The organism is Cronobacter turicensis (genome assembly GCF_041222865.1).
Lineage (GTDB): Bacteria > Pseudomonadota > Gammaproteobacteria > Enterobacterales > Enterobacteriaceae > Cronobacter > Cronobacter turicensis.
In genome coordinates, this window is record NZ_CP165997.1 from 2,620,469 (window position 1) to 2,634,148 (window position 13,680).

Annotated in this window: 17 protein-coding genes; 6 read left to right on the plus strand and 11 right to left on the minus strand. The window is 58.5% G+C overall.

Annotated features, from left to right (window positions below; genetic code table 11):
- Positions 1–2: 2 nt before the first annotated feature.
- From flgH to flgB, 7 genes are read right to left on the minus strand one after another with little or no spacing between them, the layout of a single operon-like run.
- Positions 3–701 (minus strand): flagellar basal body L-ring protein FlgH, encoded by a 699-nt coding sequence (gene flgH / locus AB8W27_RS12525; protein WP_015740836.1) that lies wholly within the window; start codon positions 699–701, stop codon positions 3–5.
- Between the two features lie 56 nt (positions 702–757).
- Positions 758–1,540 (minus strand): flagellar basal-body rod protein FlgG, encoded by a 783-nt coding sequence (gene flgG / locus AB8W27_RS12530; protein WP_007663430.1) that lies wholly within the window; start codon positions 1,538–1,540, stop codon positions 758–760.
- A 16-nt stretch (positions 1,541–1,556) separates the two neighbouring features.
- Entirely contained in the window at positions 1,557–2,315 is a 759-nt protein-coding gene (locus AB8W27_RS12535; protein WP_007707853.1) for a flagellar basal body rod protein FlgF, read from the minus strand.
- A gap of 20 nt (positions 2,316–2,335) precedes the next feature.
- Positions 2,336–3,568 (minus strand): flagellar hook protein FlgE, encoded by a 1,233-nt coding sequence (gene flgE, locus AB8W27_RS12540; protein ID WP_015740835.1) that lies wholly within the window; start codon positions 3,566–3,568, stop codon positions 2,336–2,338.
- Positions 3,569–3,594: 26 nt separating this feature from the next.
- Positions 3,595–4,275, minus strand: a complete 681-nt coding sequence (gene flgD / locus AB8W27_RS12545) for a flagellar hook assembly protein FlgD (RefSeq protein ID WP_041923430.1) — start codon at positions 4,273–4,275, stop codon at positions 3,595–3,597.
- Positions 4,276–4,286: 11 nt separating this feature from the next.
- The gene (gene flgC / locus AB8W27_RS12550) at positions 4,287–4,691 is read right to left on the minus strand and encodes a flagellar basal body rod protein FlgC (RefSeq protein ID WP_015740833.1); all 405 of its coding nucleotides are present in this window, start codon (positions 4,689–4,691) and stop codon (positions 4,287–4,289) included.
- 13 nt (positions 4,692–4,704) lie between these two features.
- Complete coding sequence (gene flgB / locus AB8W27_RS12555; protein ID WP_004385215.1) at positions 4,705–5,118, minus strand: flagellar basal body rod protein FlgB; 414 nt, start codon at positions 5,116–5,118, stop codon at positions 4,705–4,707.
- Between the two features lie 153 nt (positions 5,119–5,271).
- Between flgB and flgA the strand changes: the two genes are divergently transcribed.
- The 3 genes from flgA (at position 5,272) to flgN (ending at position 6,750) form a co-directional block, all read left to right on the plus strand.
- Complete coding sequence (gene flgA / locus AB8W27_RS12560) at positions 5,272–5,931, plus strand: flagellar basal body P-ring formation chaperone FlgA (RefSeq protein WP_041923429.1); 660 nt, start codon at positions 5,272–5,274, stop codon at positions 5,929–5,931.
- A 96-nt stretch (positions 5,932–6,027) separates the two neighbouring features.
- Positions 6,028–6,321, plus strand: coding sequence for a flagellar biosynthesis anti-sigma factor FlgM (gene flgM, locus AB8W27_RS12565; RefSeq protein ID WP_004385218.1), 294 nt, complete (start codon positions 6,028–6,030; stop codon positions 6,319–6,321).
- A gap of 3 nt (positions 6,322–6,324) precedes the next feature.
- The gene (gene flgN / locus AB8W27_RS12570) at positions 6,325–6,750 is read left to right on the plus strand and encodes a flagella biosynthesis chaperone FlgN (RefSeq protein WP_007769397.1); all 426 of its coding nucleotides are present in this window, start codon (positions 6,325–6,327) and stop codon (positions 6,748–6,750) included.
- Between the two features lie 168 nt (positions 6,751–6,918).
- On the opposite strand, the gene murJ is transcribed toward flgN, so the two are convergent.
- The 4 genes from murJ to rimJ all read right to left on the minus strand — a co-directional run bounded on the left by murJ (position 6,919) and on the right by rimJ (position 10,744).
- Complete coding sequence (murJ, locus tag AB8W27_RS12575) at positions 6,919–8,454, minus strand: murein biosynthesis integral membrane protein MurJ (protein WP_007769395.1); 1,536 nt, start codon at positions 8,452–8,454, stop codon at positions 6,919–6,921.
- A 115-nt stretch (positions 8,455–8,569) separates the two neighbouring features.
- Positions 8,570–9,493 carry a Gfo/Idh/MocA family protein gene (locus AB8W27_RS12580; protein WP_041923428.1) on the minus strand — a complete coding sequence of 308 codons (924 nt, stop codon included), beginning with the start codon at positions 9,491–9,493 and terminating at the stop codon, positions 8,570–8,572.
- Between the two features lie 2 nt (positions 9,494–9,495).
- A complete protein-coding gene (locus AB8W27_RS12585; RefSeq protein WP_015740829.1) occupies positions 9,496–10,149 on the minus strand; it encodes a YceH family protein in 654 nt (217 codons plus the stop codon).
- A 10-nt stretch (positions 10,150–10,159) separates the two neighbouring features.
- Positions 10,160–10,744 carry a ribosomal protein S5-alanine N-acetyltransferase gene (gene rimJ / locus AB8W27_RS12590; protein ID WP_015740828.1) on the minus strand — a complete coding sequence of 195 codons (585 nt, stop codon included), beginning with the start codon at positions 10,742–10,744 and terminating at the stop codon, positions 10,160–10,162.
- A 265-nt stretch (positions 10,745–11,009) separates the two neighbouring features.
- Here rimJ and mdtH point away from each other — a divergent pair, with 265 nt between their 5' ends.
- From mdtH to AB8W27_RS12605, 3 genes are all read left to right on the plus strand, one after another.
- Complete coding sequence (mdtH, locus tag AB8W27_RS12595) at positions 11,010–12,218, plus strand: multidrug efflux MFS transporter MdtH (protein ID WP_015740827.1); 1,209 nt, start codon at positions 11,010–11,012, stop codon at positions 12,216–12,218.
- Positions 12,219–12,294: 76 nt separating this feature from the next.
- The gene (gene grxB, locus AB8W27_RS12600) at positions 12,295–12,942 is read left to right on the plus strand and encodes a glutaredoxin 2 (RefSeq protein WP_041923427.1); all 648 of its coding nucleotides are present in this window, start codon (positions 12,295–12,297) and stop codon (positions 12,940–12,942) included.
- A 118-nt stretch (positions 12,943–13,060) separates the two neighbouring features.
- The gene (locus tag AB8W27_RS12605) at positions 13,061–13,621 is read left to right on the plus strand and encodes a lipoprotein (RefSeq protein WP_041923426.1); all 561 of its coding nucleotides are present in this window, start codon (positions 13,061–13,063) and stop codon (positions 13,619–13,621) included.
- Positions 13,622–13,680 lie beyond the last annotated feature (59 nt).

The following is a 13,680-nucleotide window of genomic DNA, read 5'->3' on the forward strand; positions in this document are numbered from 1 at the left end:
TGTTACATCGGCGATAAATTAAGGAAGAAACGCTGTAGCCATCCCATGTTCTGCGCTTCGTTGATGTAGCCGTTGCCGACATATTCGATTCGGGCATCCGCCACCTGCGTGGACGGTACCGTGTTGCTGCCGCTAATGGTGCGAGGGTTAACCACGCCCGAGAAGCGGATGAATTCTGTGCCCTGGTTGATGGCGATCTGTTTTTCACCTACCACGTGCAGGTTGCCGTTGGCGAGAACCTGATCGACGGTCACGGTCAGCGTGCCGCTGAAGGTGTTGCTGGCGTTAGCGCCGCCTTTGCCATTAAAGGTATTGCCGCCGGATGCGCTGATATCGGCGCGCGCATTGCCGAAGAGGCCCTGCAGATAGCGAGGAACGGTGTCGAGACCAAAGTTGGTCTTGCCGTCGCGGCTGGCGTTTGCCGACGAGCTCTTGCTCGCGCTGACGTTTTCTTGCAGCTCAATAGTGAGCGTGTCGCCGACGTTACGCGGACGACGATCTTCGAACAGCGGCTGATAACCGTAGTTAATCTGCTGTACGGACTGGAAAATGGAACCGTTAACCACCGGCGCGGGGGCAGGTGCGGGCTGCGCGGTCGTCGCGCCCTGAACCAGCGGAGTAGAAGGCACCCACGCACAGCCCGACAGGGTTAATGCGAGAGCTATCGCGATAGGGCAGAGTTGCGCACCGGTCTTTTGCATTGCTTTCATCTTCGTAGTGGCGTTCGGTGTGGCATTACGCCACACCGAAACAGGCTTTAGAGTTGCGTCAGTTTTTGCAGCATCTGGTCAGTCGTGGAAACCGCTTTACTGTTAATCTCGTAAGCGCGCTGCACCTGGATCATGTTGACCAGCTCTTCCGCCACGTTGACGTTAGAGGTTTCGACATAACCCTGATACAGCAGCCCTGCACCGTTCAGGCCCGGCGTGCTTTCGTTCGGCGTGCCGGAGGACTGGGTTTCGGTGTAGAGGTTTTCACCAATGCTTTCCAGACCGCTGTCGTTCATAAAGGTGGTCAGGTTAATCTGGCCAACCTGTACCGGCGCCGCCGTTCCCTGCTGGGTCACGCTCACCACGCCGTCGCGACCGACGGTGATGCTCAGCGCATTCGCAGGAATGGTGATTGCCGGCTGAACCTGGAAGCCGCCCGCGGTCACGAGCTGGCCGTTCTGATCCACCTGGAAAGAACCGTCGCGGGTATACGCGGAGGTGCCGTCCGGCAGCAGAACCTGGAAGAAGCCCTGGCCTTTAATCGCGACATCTTTGCTGTTATTGGTCTGAGACAGGTTGCCCTGGCTGTGCAGACGCTCGGTAGCGACGGGGCGCACACCGGTACCAATCTGCAGGCCGGAAGGCAGCGTGGTCTGTTCAGAAGACTGCGCGCCCGGCTGGCGGATGGTTTGGTAAAGCAGATCTTCAAACACCGCACGTTGACGTTTGAAACCGTTGGTACTGACGTTCGCCAGGTTGTTGGCGATAACGTCCATATTGGTTTGCTGGGCGTCGAGGCCGGTTTTGGCAATCCATAAGGAACTGATCATAGTGTCGTCCTGTTGATTAACTCATCGACAATAACTGGTTAGCGCGCTGCTCGTTTTCATCGACGCTGCTGATGATTTTCATCTGCATCTCGAAACGACGGGCGTTGGCTATCATGTCGGTCATTGCTTCCACGGGTTTCACGTTACTGCCTTCCAGCACCCCGGACATCAGGCTGATGGTCGGGTCGGCCTGCAACGTCGCGCCGCGGGCGGTTTGCGCCTGCTGGTTTAAACGAAACAGTCCGTCGTCGCCGCGTACCACTTCCTGCGCGCTGGCTTTCACCATCTTCAGACGGCCTACCGGCGCAATGGTGTTCGGGGCGTCGCCCGGGTTCAGTACGGAGATAGTCCCGTCGGCGGCGATCGTGACTTCCGCGCCTTCCGGCACCACGACCGGGCCGCCCTCGCCCATCACAGGATTACCCTGGATGGTGAGCTGACCGGTCGCCGTGCGCTGGATGTTACCGTTGCGGGTATACGCTTCGGTGCCGTCCGGCGCCTGCACCGCCAGCCAGCCGTCGCTGCCCTGAATGGCAACGTCCAGCGGACGGGAGGTGTAGTCGAGCGACCCCTGGCTCATATTCACGCCAGGGGTGGAAGCCGTGACCAGCGTACGGGTTGGCAATGACAGCCCTTCTACCGGCACGGCGCGCAGCGCGTTGAGCTGAGCGCGAAAGCCAGGCGTTGATGCGTTGGCCAGGTTGCTCGCCGTGACAGACTGCTGGTTCAGCGTCTGGCTGGCTGCGCCCATGGCGGTATAAATTGCGTGATCCATTAAGCCATCCCTTCAGACAATTAGCGCAGGTTAACCAGGGTATTGAGGATCTGGTCCTGAGTCTTGATGGTCTGCGCGTTCGACTGGTAGTTACGCTGCGCGACGATCATGTTGACCAGTTCTTTACTCAGGTCGACGTTGGACGCTTCAAGCGCGCCGCTGGTCAGCTTGCCGAAGTTGCCGGTACCGGCAGAGCCCAGCAGCGCCACGCCAGAAGCGGTGCTTGCAGACCAGACGTTGTCGCCCTGAGAAGAGAGACCTTCCGGGTTCGCGAAGTTCGCCAGAACGATCTGGCCCAGCAGCTGGCTCTTCTCGTTAGAGTAGTTACCGACCAGGCTGCCATCTTCGTTCACCTGGTAACCCACCAGGTCGCCCGGCTTGTAGCCGTTCTGGTTGGAAGTCAGCAGGACGTTGGCGCCGGAGTTTTGCTGCGTGGTGCCGGTCAGGTTCATGCTGAAGCTGAACGCTGCGGAGCCGTTCAGGGAGGTCACAGAAATCGGCACCTGCTGGGAGCCCGCCGGTGCGGCGTTGGTGATGCCGGTCAGGGCGCCGCTGTCGCTGAAGGTCAGGCTGGTCAGCGGGGTGGTCGGCGTCGCGGAGCTAACGCTGGTGTCCATGTTATAGACATCCCACTTGTTATCCGCCGTCTTCACGTAGTACAGCTTCAGGTTGTGTTCGTTACCCAGGCTATCGTAAACGGTCAGCGGCACGCTTTTGTTAAAGGTGCTGGAGTTAGCCGGATCGAACGGGGTCTGCGCCGGAACATCATCAGAGGAGTTCAGGTTCATCACGAAGTTCGCGCTGGTGGTCTGGCTTGCCGGCATCTGCGCGGTCGGGATGGTCAGCGGAATCGGGTCTGCGCCCTGCTGAACGGTCGGCGGGGTGCCGGTTGCCGGATAGCCGGTCACCTGCATACCCTGCATGTTCACCAGGTTGCTTTTTTCGTCCAGTTTGAACTGGCCGTTACGGCTATAGAACACGCCGCCGTTGCTGTCGAGCAGACGGAAGAAACCGTTCTGGCTGATAGCTACGTCCAGCTTACGGCCGGTGTTGGTGGTTACGCCGTCGCCGAAGTCCTGGGTAATACCCGCGACTTTAACGCCCAGGCCCGCTTTCGAACCGGCAAACATGTCGGCGAAAGAGACGGAGCCAGACTTAAAACCATAAGTGGCGGAGTTGGCAATGTTGTTGCCGATAACGTCAAGGTTGGTGCTGGCAGCATTCAGACCGCTGACCGCTTGTGAAAAGGCCATTTCTTACTCCTGATAAGATTGAAGGCTTAAATAATTTGCCGTACCTGGTCGAGTGTCGTGGTCCCGTAGGTGCCCAGATCCAGCAGGTTCGAACCGTTGCTTCGCGTAATGCCGTTTACCAACGCGAAGTTAAGCGGCTGTGCGACCAACTGGGTGCCACCGTTGCTTGCGGCAATGGAGACGTTGTAGGAGCCATCCGGCGCCTTGGTGCCGTCGCTCATCGAGCCATCCCAAGAGAAGGTATGGACGCCAGCGCTCAGCGCGCCGATTTCGATGGTACGAACGACTTTCCCGCTCTTATCAGTGACAGTGGCGGTAACTTTATCTGCGGCCTGTTGCAACTCGACGCCAAACGGTGTCGTGGTGTCTTTGCCGGTCAGAATGGTGCTGCCCGGGATCATCACGCCGTGACCGATAAGCGCGCTCGCCGCAAGCGACTGGCTGTTATCGATCTGGCCGGAGATAGATCCGAGCGTGGTGTTCAGTTTCTCGATGCCGCTCACGGTGCTGATCTGCGCAAGCTGCGTGGTCAGTTCGTTGTTCTGCATCGGGTTGGTCGGGTCCTGGTTTTTCAGCTGCGCCACCAAAAGCGTCAGGAAGCTGCTTTGCAGGTCCGAGGCATTGCTCCCTGTCAGACTGGTGCTGGAGGTCGCGCTGCTGGCACTGCTGGGACTGTAACTTTCGTTAATGCTGGACGTAACCGACATAACTCTCTCCTTTATTGACCGAGCGTGAGCGTTTTCAGCATCATGCTTTTCACGGTGTTCAGCACTTCTACGTTGGCCTGGTAGCTGCGTGAGGCGGACATGGAGTTCACCATCTCGCCGACCACGTCAACGTTCGGCATACGGACATAACCCTTGGCATCCGCCAGCGGGTTGCCTGGCTCATAGACCAGTTTGTCCGGCGCCTGACTTTCCACGACATCCGTTACCTTTACGCCGCCGGTGGCGGCGCCTGGCGCGGCATCAACCTGGAAAATCACTTGCTTTGCGCGATAAGGCTGGCCATCCGGCCCGGTCGCACTGTCGGCGTTGGCAAGGTTACTTGCCGCCACGTTCATGCGTTTGGATTGCGCGGTCATCGCGGAACCGGCAATGTCGAAAATATTTAAAAGCGCCATCGCTTCTTAACCCTTACTGTTGCTGCAGCACGGACATCATGCTCTTGATTTGGCCGCCAAGAACCTGCAGATCGGTCTGATACTTCAGGCTGTTGTCGGCAAACTGGGTACGCTCACGGTCCATGTCGACGGTGTTGCCATCCATCGACGGCTGATCCGGCACGCGGTACAGCAAATCAAGAGAAGCGCCGGTCGACGCCTGAGCCGGTATATGGCGTGATGAGGTCATGGCGAGCGTCATGGTGCTTCCTGACGCGCGGCCCTGATCCATCACTTTTTTCAGTTGGCTGGCGAAATCAATATCGCGCGCCTGATAACCGGGGGTATCGGCGTTGGCGATATTGGCCGCCAGGATCTCCTGACGCTGAGCGCGTAAATTGATTGCTTCCTGTTGAAAGCGCAGCGCGGCGTCCAGTTTATCGAGCATGATTCCTCCACTTAGTCTGGTGAGTGTGCACAGCTTACTGTTCCTCACGCGTGCGTTATCGTTGGAATAAACGCAAAATGCGTCGCTATTTGTTGCCTTGAACAAAAACAGAGCAGAGTAGAATCCTCCCTGTTCCGAAAGTGGAGAAGTGCAATGAAGAGCCTGAAATTCTGTCTCGCCGCGGGTTTGCTGCTGTTAAGCCCCGGCATTTTCGCCGATATGCTCAACGCGCAGCTGACGCCTTTCTTTTTGCAGCGTCTGGCGGGAATTAGCGATGCGGTGGTGGTGACGGTGAAAACGCCGGAGCCGCAGAGACTGACTTGCGACAATCCTGATTTCAGCCTGCCGGGCAATGCGCGTCTGTGGGGAAACCTTAGCGTGCAGGTACGGTGCGGCGATCAGAAACGGTATATGCAGGTCAACGTTCAGGCCTTCGGGAACTATGTGGTGGCAAGCCAGCCTGTCGCGCGCGGCGGCACGCTGAACGAATCCAACCTGCGTCTTGAGCGCGGTCGTCTGGATCTCCTGCCCCCAAACGCTATGCTCAATCTTGACCAGGCGCGCGAAGCTGTTACCCTGCGTGACCTCGCGCCAAATCAGCCGGTAATGCTGTCGATGGTACGTCAGTCCTGGCGTGTAAAAGCGGGTCAGCAAGTACAGATTATCGCCAACGGCGAAGGCTTTAGCATTAATGGCGAAGGCCGGGCCCTGAACAATGCGGCGGTGGCGCAAAACGCCCGGGTAAGAATGGCCTCAGGCCAGGTGGTAAGCGGCATCGTGGGTTCTGATGGGATTATTCTGATTAACCTGTAATCTTTATAAAGAATTCATTGTGGCTGCCGATATAGTTAATCAACTAACGATGAATATCGGCTCTATGCCGCGAGCCCCTCTATGAGGAAAAAATCAATGAGCATTGAACGCACGTCACCCCTGAAACCAGTGAGTACGGTGCAACCGCGCGAAAACAGTGAACCGCAGGCACCAAAAGCCCGTCCGACCGAAACCGCGGCGGCAGGTAGCGCCAGCGTCACCTTAAGCGGCGCCCAGGCAAAACTGATGAAGCCTGGCGCTGATGACATCAACGTTGAGCGTGTGGAAGCGCTGAAGGCCGCCATTCGTAATGGCGAGCTGAAAATGGATACCGGCAAAATCGCCGATGCGCTTATCCAGGAAGCTCAGAGTTTCTTGCAGGATAAATAATTTATGAGCCGTCTGTCAGAACTGTTAGACCAAATGACAACTGTACTGAATTCGCTGAAATCGGTGATGGATGCGGAGCAGCAACAGCTATCAGCGGGCAGCCTCAACAGTAGTGCGCTTCAGCGCATCACCGAAGAGAAAAGCTCGTTGCTGGCCACGCTGGACTATCTGGAACAGCAGCGCCGCAGCGAACAGAATACGCACCGCGACGCGCCGCCGGATATGGCGCAGCGCTGGCAGACGATTACTCAGAAAACCCTGCATTTGCGCGATTTGAACCAGCATAACGGCTGGTTGCTCGAAGGCCAGATGACGCGTAACGCACAGGCGCTGGCGGTGTTAAAACCGCTTCAGGAGCCGGCGCTTTACGGCGCTAACGGGCAGACTGCCGCGAGTATGCATCGCGGCGGGAAGAAAATCGCCATCTGACCGCAAGGTCCTGGGTTAAAAAAACGCCATTCCGGCAGGGTAAACCTGCTGGAAGGTTTTTTTGCATCTGAAGAAACGCATTGAGAAAACCGGGTATAAAAAAACGCGCCGGGGAAATACGCCTCCGGCGCGTTTTCTAACGGGTACGGCTTAACCGTTCAGTATGGTTTACGCGGTACGACGCGCGAAATCCCGCACGCGAAAGCCCAGTAACGTCAGCGTCGCGAAGTACGCGATAACGCCTGCGACCACGACACCAGCAAGACGCAGCAGACGTAGCGGCATCGTGCCCTGCGCCCAGTCCGGCATGATTTGCATGACGCCAAACAGCGCCGCGGACATCACCAGCACCGCGATAATCAGTCGCGCTAAAAATGCGCCCCACCCCGGCTGCGGCTGGAAAATCTTGCGTTTACGCAGCTGCCAGTAGAGCAGACTCGCGTTAAGACAGGCCGCAAGACCAATAGAAAGCGCCAGCCCCGCGTGTTTCAGCGGCCCGATAAACATCAGGTTCATCACCTGCGTCATGATGAGCGTTACGATGGCGATTTTCACCGGCGTTTTGATGTCCTGCCGTGAATAAAACCCTGGCGCCAGTACCTTCACGACAATCAGCCCCATCAGCCCCACCGAGTACGCCACCAGCGCCTGCTGGGTCATCAGCGCGTCGTGACCGGAGAATTTACCGTACTGGAACAGCGAGACGGTCAGCGGTCTCGCGAGAATGCCGAGCGCCACCGCGCTTGGCAGCGCCAGTAAAAAGCACAGGCGCAACCCCCAGTCCATCAGACGTGAATATTCGTCATGGTTGCCGCTCGCGAAGCTTCTCGACAGCGACGGCAGCAGAATGGTGCCCAGCGCCACGCCCAGCACGCCCGACGGAAACTCCATCAGGCGGTCGGCGTAATACATCCAGGAGACCGAGCCGGAAACCAGAAACGAGGCGAAAATCGTATTGATGATAAGCGAGATCTGGCTGACCGAGACGCCGAGGATGGCAGGCCCCATCTGTTTCATGACGCGCATCGCGCCCGCATCTTTAAAGTTAATGCGCGGCAGCACCAGCATGCCGATTTTCTTCAGGTGCGGCAGCTGATAAACGAGCTGCAACACGCCGCCTACCGTGACCGCCCAGGCGAGCGCCAGCACCGGCGGGTTAAAATACGGCGCGGCGAAAAGGGCAAAGCCTATCATGCTGACATTCAGAAACGTCGGCGCAAACGCCGGCACCGAAAAGCGGTTCCAGGTGTTGAGGATGGCGCCCGCAAGCGAGGCCAGCGAAATCAGCAGAATATAAGGAAAGGTAATGCGCAAAAGCGATGAAGTGAGCGCGAATTTATCTGCCGTATCGGCAAAGCCCGGCGCGGTTACCAGAATAACCCAGGGCGCCGCCAGCATGCCAATGACCGTGACGATAAAGAGCGCCAGCGTCAGCAGGCCGGAGACATAGGCCACAAACACCCGCGTAGCGTCTTCGCCCTGCTTGCTTTTATATTCGGCGAGGATGGGCACAAACGCCTGCGAGAACGCGCCTTCGGCAAATATGCGTCGCAACAGGTTCGGCAGCTTGAACGCGACGAAAAAGGCGTCGGTCGCCATCCCGGCGCCAAACACCCGCGCCACAATGGCGTCGCGCGCAAACCCGAGCACGCGGGAAAACATGGTCATCGAGCTGACCGCAGCCAGCGACTTCAGTAAATTCATTGTTGTTCTTTCCCATAAACACCGACGCCTGCAAGGCAGGCGTCAGGGGCTTTTCAGCGAAGCGCTTAGTCTACTCGACTGAAAGGGAAATACTACTGGCAGATGCGCGCCGCGGTTACTCGCGCATGGCCTCGCGCCACAGCCGCTCCACCACGCGCTGGGCAAGGAGCGCCTGCTCGCCCGCGGTTTCCGGAACCGTCTGATTCTGCACGCAGTCGATGAAATGGCGCGCGCAGCCTGCAAAGCCGCGCTGTTCAAGCGTGCTCTGCCAGCCGGGCGCCGGCCGCTGCACCACGCCTGCGCCGCGCTCTTCGCGCCACTCGCGCATATCGGTCACGTCGATCAGCGCGCCGTCAGTCACCGCCTGCACCCACTCGCGCTGGCTACCCGCGCGCCGGTGCATGCTGGTGGTGATGGAAAGCTCGCCGCGGCGAAAATGGTGTTCGGCATACCACATTTCGCCCTGCGCGGTGGTCTGCAACGCGCCGCTTGCAAGCGTCGCCTCGCCGCCGCCGAGCCACAGCGCGGTATCCACCAGATGCAGATAATCATCCAGCAGCGTAAAGCGCAGATCGTGGGGGCCGACGCTGTCGGCGCGATGTTTATCCATACGCAGCGACGCCCCTGCGCCCAGCGCGTTTTTCAAATCGCGATAGAGCGGCGCGAAACGACGGTTGAAGCCAACCATCAGCGTCAGGTTGCGCTGCTTCGCGAGCGTCACCAGACGCTCGGCATCGGCGAGATTCTCCGCCAGCGGTTTATCGACGCAGACATGCACGCCCGCGTTTAGCAGTTCGCTCACCACCTGATAGTGGCTGCTTGTAGCGCTGTGCACGAATACCGCGTCGCACTGCGCGGCAAGCGCCTGCAGCGAATCGATATATGGTATCCGGTACGCCTCGCATACTGGCAGCGCTTTGGCGCGCGTCGGGGAAAATGCTCCCGTGAGCGTCCAGTCCGTCGCCTGTGACAGCACCGGCAGCCAGGCTTTTTGCGCAATGCCGCCAAGCCCGACCACCCCAACGCGTAATTTCGCCACGATTATTCTCCCAGATGACCTAACAGTGATTCGAGGCGCTCGCGCAGTTCCGCCACCTCAAGCTCCAGCGCGTCGACGCGCGCCGTTAAGGCGTCGGTATCCGCGCCGGTGTTTTCGTCGTGCGCGACAAGCGCTGCGGCATCCGGCTCGCCGCAGAAGAGATGCATGTAGCGGCTCTCGCGCTTGCCCGGCTCGCGCGCAAGCCGCGTCACAAACGGGCCGTCGTCGCGGGTTGAGAGCGTCTCCAGCGCGCTTTCAAGCGCCGCCGTATCGCTGAATTCATGCATGCGCGCCGCACGACTGCGCAGCTCGCCCGGCGTCTGCGCGCCGCGCAGCAGCAGGGTCGTGACCAGCGCCACTTCGGCGGGCGAGAATTTTAAATCGCCAAATTCGGAATTGCAGAAGCGCTGCTCATACTTGGTCACGCGGTTGCCGAAGCCGCTGACGGTGCGCAGATAATGACGTTTGACCAGCTGATCCAGCGTCTCCTGCACCTGCGCCTCGCTCAGGTTCATCACCGGCTCGCGGTTGGTCTTCTGGTTGCAGGCCGTGACCACGCCATTGACCGAGAGCGGGTATTGCTCTGGCGTGGTGACCTGCTTTTCCAGCATGCAGCCGATAACACGCGCTTCCAGCGCGCTGAACTGATGTTTCATGGTTTTCTCCTCAACGCCCCGGCGTCCATTCGCGCGCGGTGAGCGCGGTCAGCACGTGATCGCGCCAGACGCCGTCAATCAGTAAGTAATCTTTGGCATAGCCTTCTTTTTCAAAACCGAGGCGCGCCAGCAAATCGCCGCTGCGCTGGTTATGCGGCATATAGTTGGCCATGATCCGGTGCATATGCTGGCTGCGCTGCATATAGCGAATGGCGCTGGTGAGCGCTTCAAACATCAGGCCCTGCCCCTGCCACTTTTCACCCAGCGAATAGCCGAGATAGCAGGCGTGGAACGAGCCGCGCACCACATTGGAAAAATTAGCGACGCCGCGGATTTCATGTTCGTCCGGATCGAGCAGCGCAAAATAGAAGGCGTTGCCCTGCTTGTGGAGTTCGTTAATCATGCCAAGCCGCGCCTGCCAGCCCGACGGGTAGCAATGGCTTTCATCGCGAATGGGTTCCCAGGGCTTCAGGAACTGGCGATTCTCGGCGTAGTAATCCGCCAGCCGCCATGCGTCGCGATCGTGCACCAGACGCACCACCAGGCGGTCTGTCGTTAATCTTACTTTCGGCACGTTACTTCGGTAGCCAAACATCGATACCCTGCTCCTTTCTCGGCATTATTCCTCACTCCAGCCCCGGACAGCGCGCCGTCGCGGGCATTACGTTTTACTATAACCGCGCCGAACAAAACAGTGAAAACAGCAACATGCCATTCTTTAACGCGCTACACGGCTTCACGATGAATTTCATCAATCAATCATAGCGATCGATAAAAAAATATTGTCGCGCAAAACATCACCACCTCGTACGCCAGGCCGTAAGATAGTACGGTCTCTTCGCTTTTTCCCTGGAGGGGAAATGTCCAGCGTGTCGCAGGCAAGGAGCCTGGGTAAATATTTCCTGTTAATTGATAACATGCTCGTGGTTCTGGGCTTTTTTGTCGTCTTTCCACTTATTTCCATTCGCTTCGTCGACAGCCTCGGCTGGGCCGCGCTGATGGTGGGTATCGCGCTCGGTCTGCGCCAGCTCGTTCAGCAAGGGCTGGGGATTTTCGGCGGCGCCATCGCCGACCGTCTCGGCGCGCGGCCGATGATCGTCACCGGCATGCTGCTGCGCGCTGCGGGATTTGCGACCATGGCGGTCGCCCATGAGCCGTGGGTGCTGTGGCTCTCCTGCATACTCTCCGGGCTTGGCGGCACGCTTTTCGACCCGCCGCGATCGGCGCTGGTCGTCAAGCTGGTACGCCCCCAGGAGCGCGGTCGCTTTTTCTCCCTGCTGATGATGCAGGACAGCGCGGGCGCCGTGACGGGCGCGCTTATCGGCAGCTGGCTGCTGCAATATGATTTCCGGCTGGTGTGCGGCGTCGGCGCGCTGCTGTTTGTGCTCTGCGCGGGCTTTAACGCCTGGCTGTTGCCTGACTGGAAGCTCTCCACAGTGCGCACGCCGCTGCGCGAAGGCATGGGCCGCGTGCTGCGCGATAAGCGCTTCGTCACCTATGTGCTGACGCTGACCGGTTATTACATGCTGGCGGTGCAGGTAATGCTCATGCTGCCGGTGATGGTGAACGATATCGCGGGCGAACCGGCGGCGGTGAAATGGATGTACGCCATTGAAGCCGTGCTGTCGCTGACGCTGCTCTATCCGCTGGCGCGCTGGAGCGAAAAGCGCTTTCGCCTTGAACAGCGTCTGATGGCCGGGCTGCTGGTGATGACGTTCAGCCTGGTGCCGATCGGTCTTGCGAGCAACCTGCAACAGCTGTTTACCTTAATTTGCCTCTTTTATATCGGCTCGATTATCGCCGAGCCAGCGCGCGAAACGCTGAGCGCGTCGCTGGCCGACGCCCGTGCGCGCGGCAGCTATATGGGCTTCAGCCGCCTGGGCCTCGCCTTTGGCGGCGCGCTTGGCTACGCGGGCGGCGGCTGGCTGTTTGACATCGGCCGCACGCTGAATACGCCCGAGCTGCCCTGGGCGATGCTTGGCGTGATAGGTGTCGGGACGTTCCTGATGCTCTGGTGGCAGTTCAGTCAGAAACGGCTCGCGCCGGGGCTGGTGGAGCAGGAAAGTTAAGAGCCGGGGAGCGATTTGCTCCCCGGCGTATTCTCCACCATACTGAAAAATCAGTAACCTGAGCAGGAGGAGAAACGTGAAGTTATATATTTACGATCACTGTCCGTTCTGTCTGAAAGCGCGCATGATTTTCGGGCTCAAAAACCTTCCGGTAGAGCTTATCGTGATGTCGAACGATGACGAAGCCACTCCCACCCGCATGATAGGCCAGAAAATGGCCCCGATTCTGCAAAAAGACGACAGCCGCTACCTGCCGGAAAGCATGGATATCGTTCACTACGTCGATAATCTTGATGGCAAACCGCTGCTCACCGGCAAGCGCAACCCGGCGATTGAAGAGTGGCTGCGCCGCGTTAACGGCTACATTAACCGTCTGCTGCTGCCGCGCTTTGCCAAAGCCCCGTTCGATGAGTTCGCCACGCCTGAAGCGCGTCGTTACTTTACCGAGAAAAAAGAGGCGGCGATTGGCTCCTTTGACGACCATATGGCCCACTCCGCCGGGCTGATTAAAAACATCAGCGACGACCTGCGCGCGCTCGACAAGCTTATCGTCCAGCCGAACGCCGTGAACGGCGAACTCTCTGAAGATGACATTCATCTTTTCCCGCTGCTGCGCAATCTGACGCTGGTCGCTGGCGTCAACTACCCTACCCGCGTCGCGGACTATCGCGACAACATGGCCAAGCAGACGCAAATTAATCTGCTCTCCAGAATGGCTATCTGACGATCCCGCCGGTGGCCTCCACCGGCGTTTTAAGCCGAATCCGCTTTTGCCGCTTCCACTGGCGGGGCATCCTGCTTTGTGTCAGGATCGCCCGACAGCACCAGAACGAGGGAAGCTCATGAAAAAAATGTTAGTCGCCGCGGCACTTATCGTCAGCGGCTTGCTGGTGGGATGTAACCAGCTCACGCAATACACCGTCACCGAACAGGACATCAACCAGGCGCTGCAAAAGCGCAATAACTACGCCAAAGATATCGGCGTGCCGGGTCTTGCCGACGCGCATATCGTCCTGACCAACCTGAACAGCGCGATTGGCCGTGAAGAGCCGAATAAAATCACGCTCAACGGCGATGCGAGTCTCGATATGACATCGCTTTTCGGTAACCAGAAAGCGCTGGTAAAGCTGAAACTGAAAGCCCTGCCAACGTTTGATAAAGAAAAAGGCGCTATTTATCTGCGCGAGATGGAAGTCGTCGACAGCAGCATCACGCCGGACAAAATGGCGCCGGTGCTGGAAACCCTGATGCCCTATCTGAACAAATCGCTGCGCAGTTACTTCGAACAGCGCCCGGCTTACGTGCTGAGCGAAGACCGCACCCAGGGCGAAGCGCTGGCGAAGAAATTCGCCAAAGGGCTGGAAGTGAAGCCTGGCGAAATCGTGATCCCACTGACTGATTAATGTGATACCGGGGGCGCGACGCCCCCGAATTTTCAGGAAAAGGATGCAAAGGAAAACGT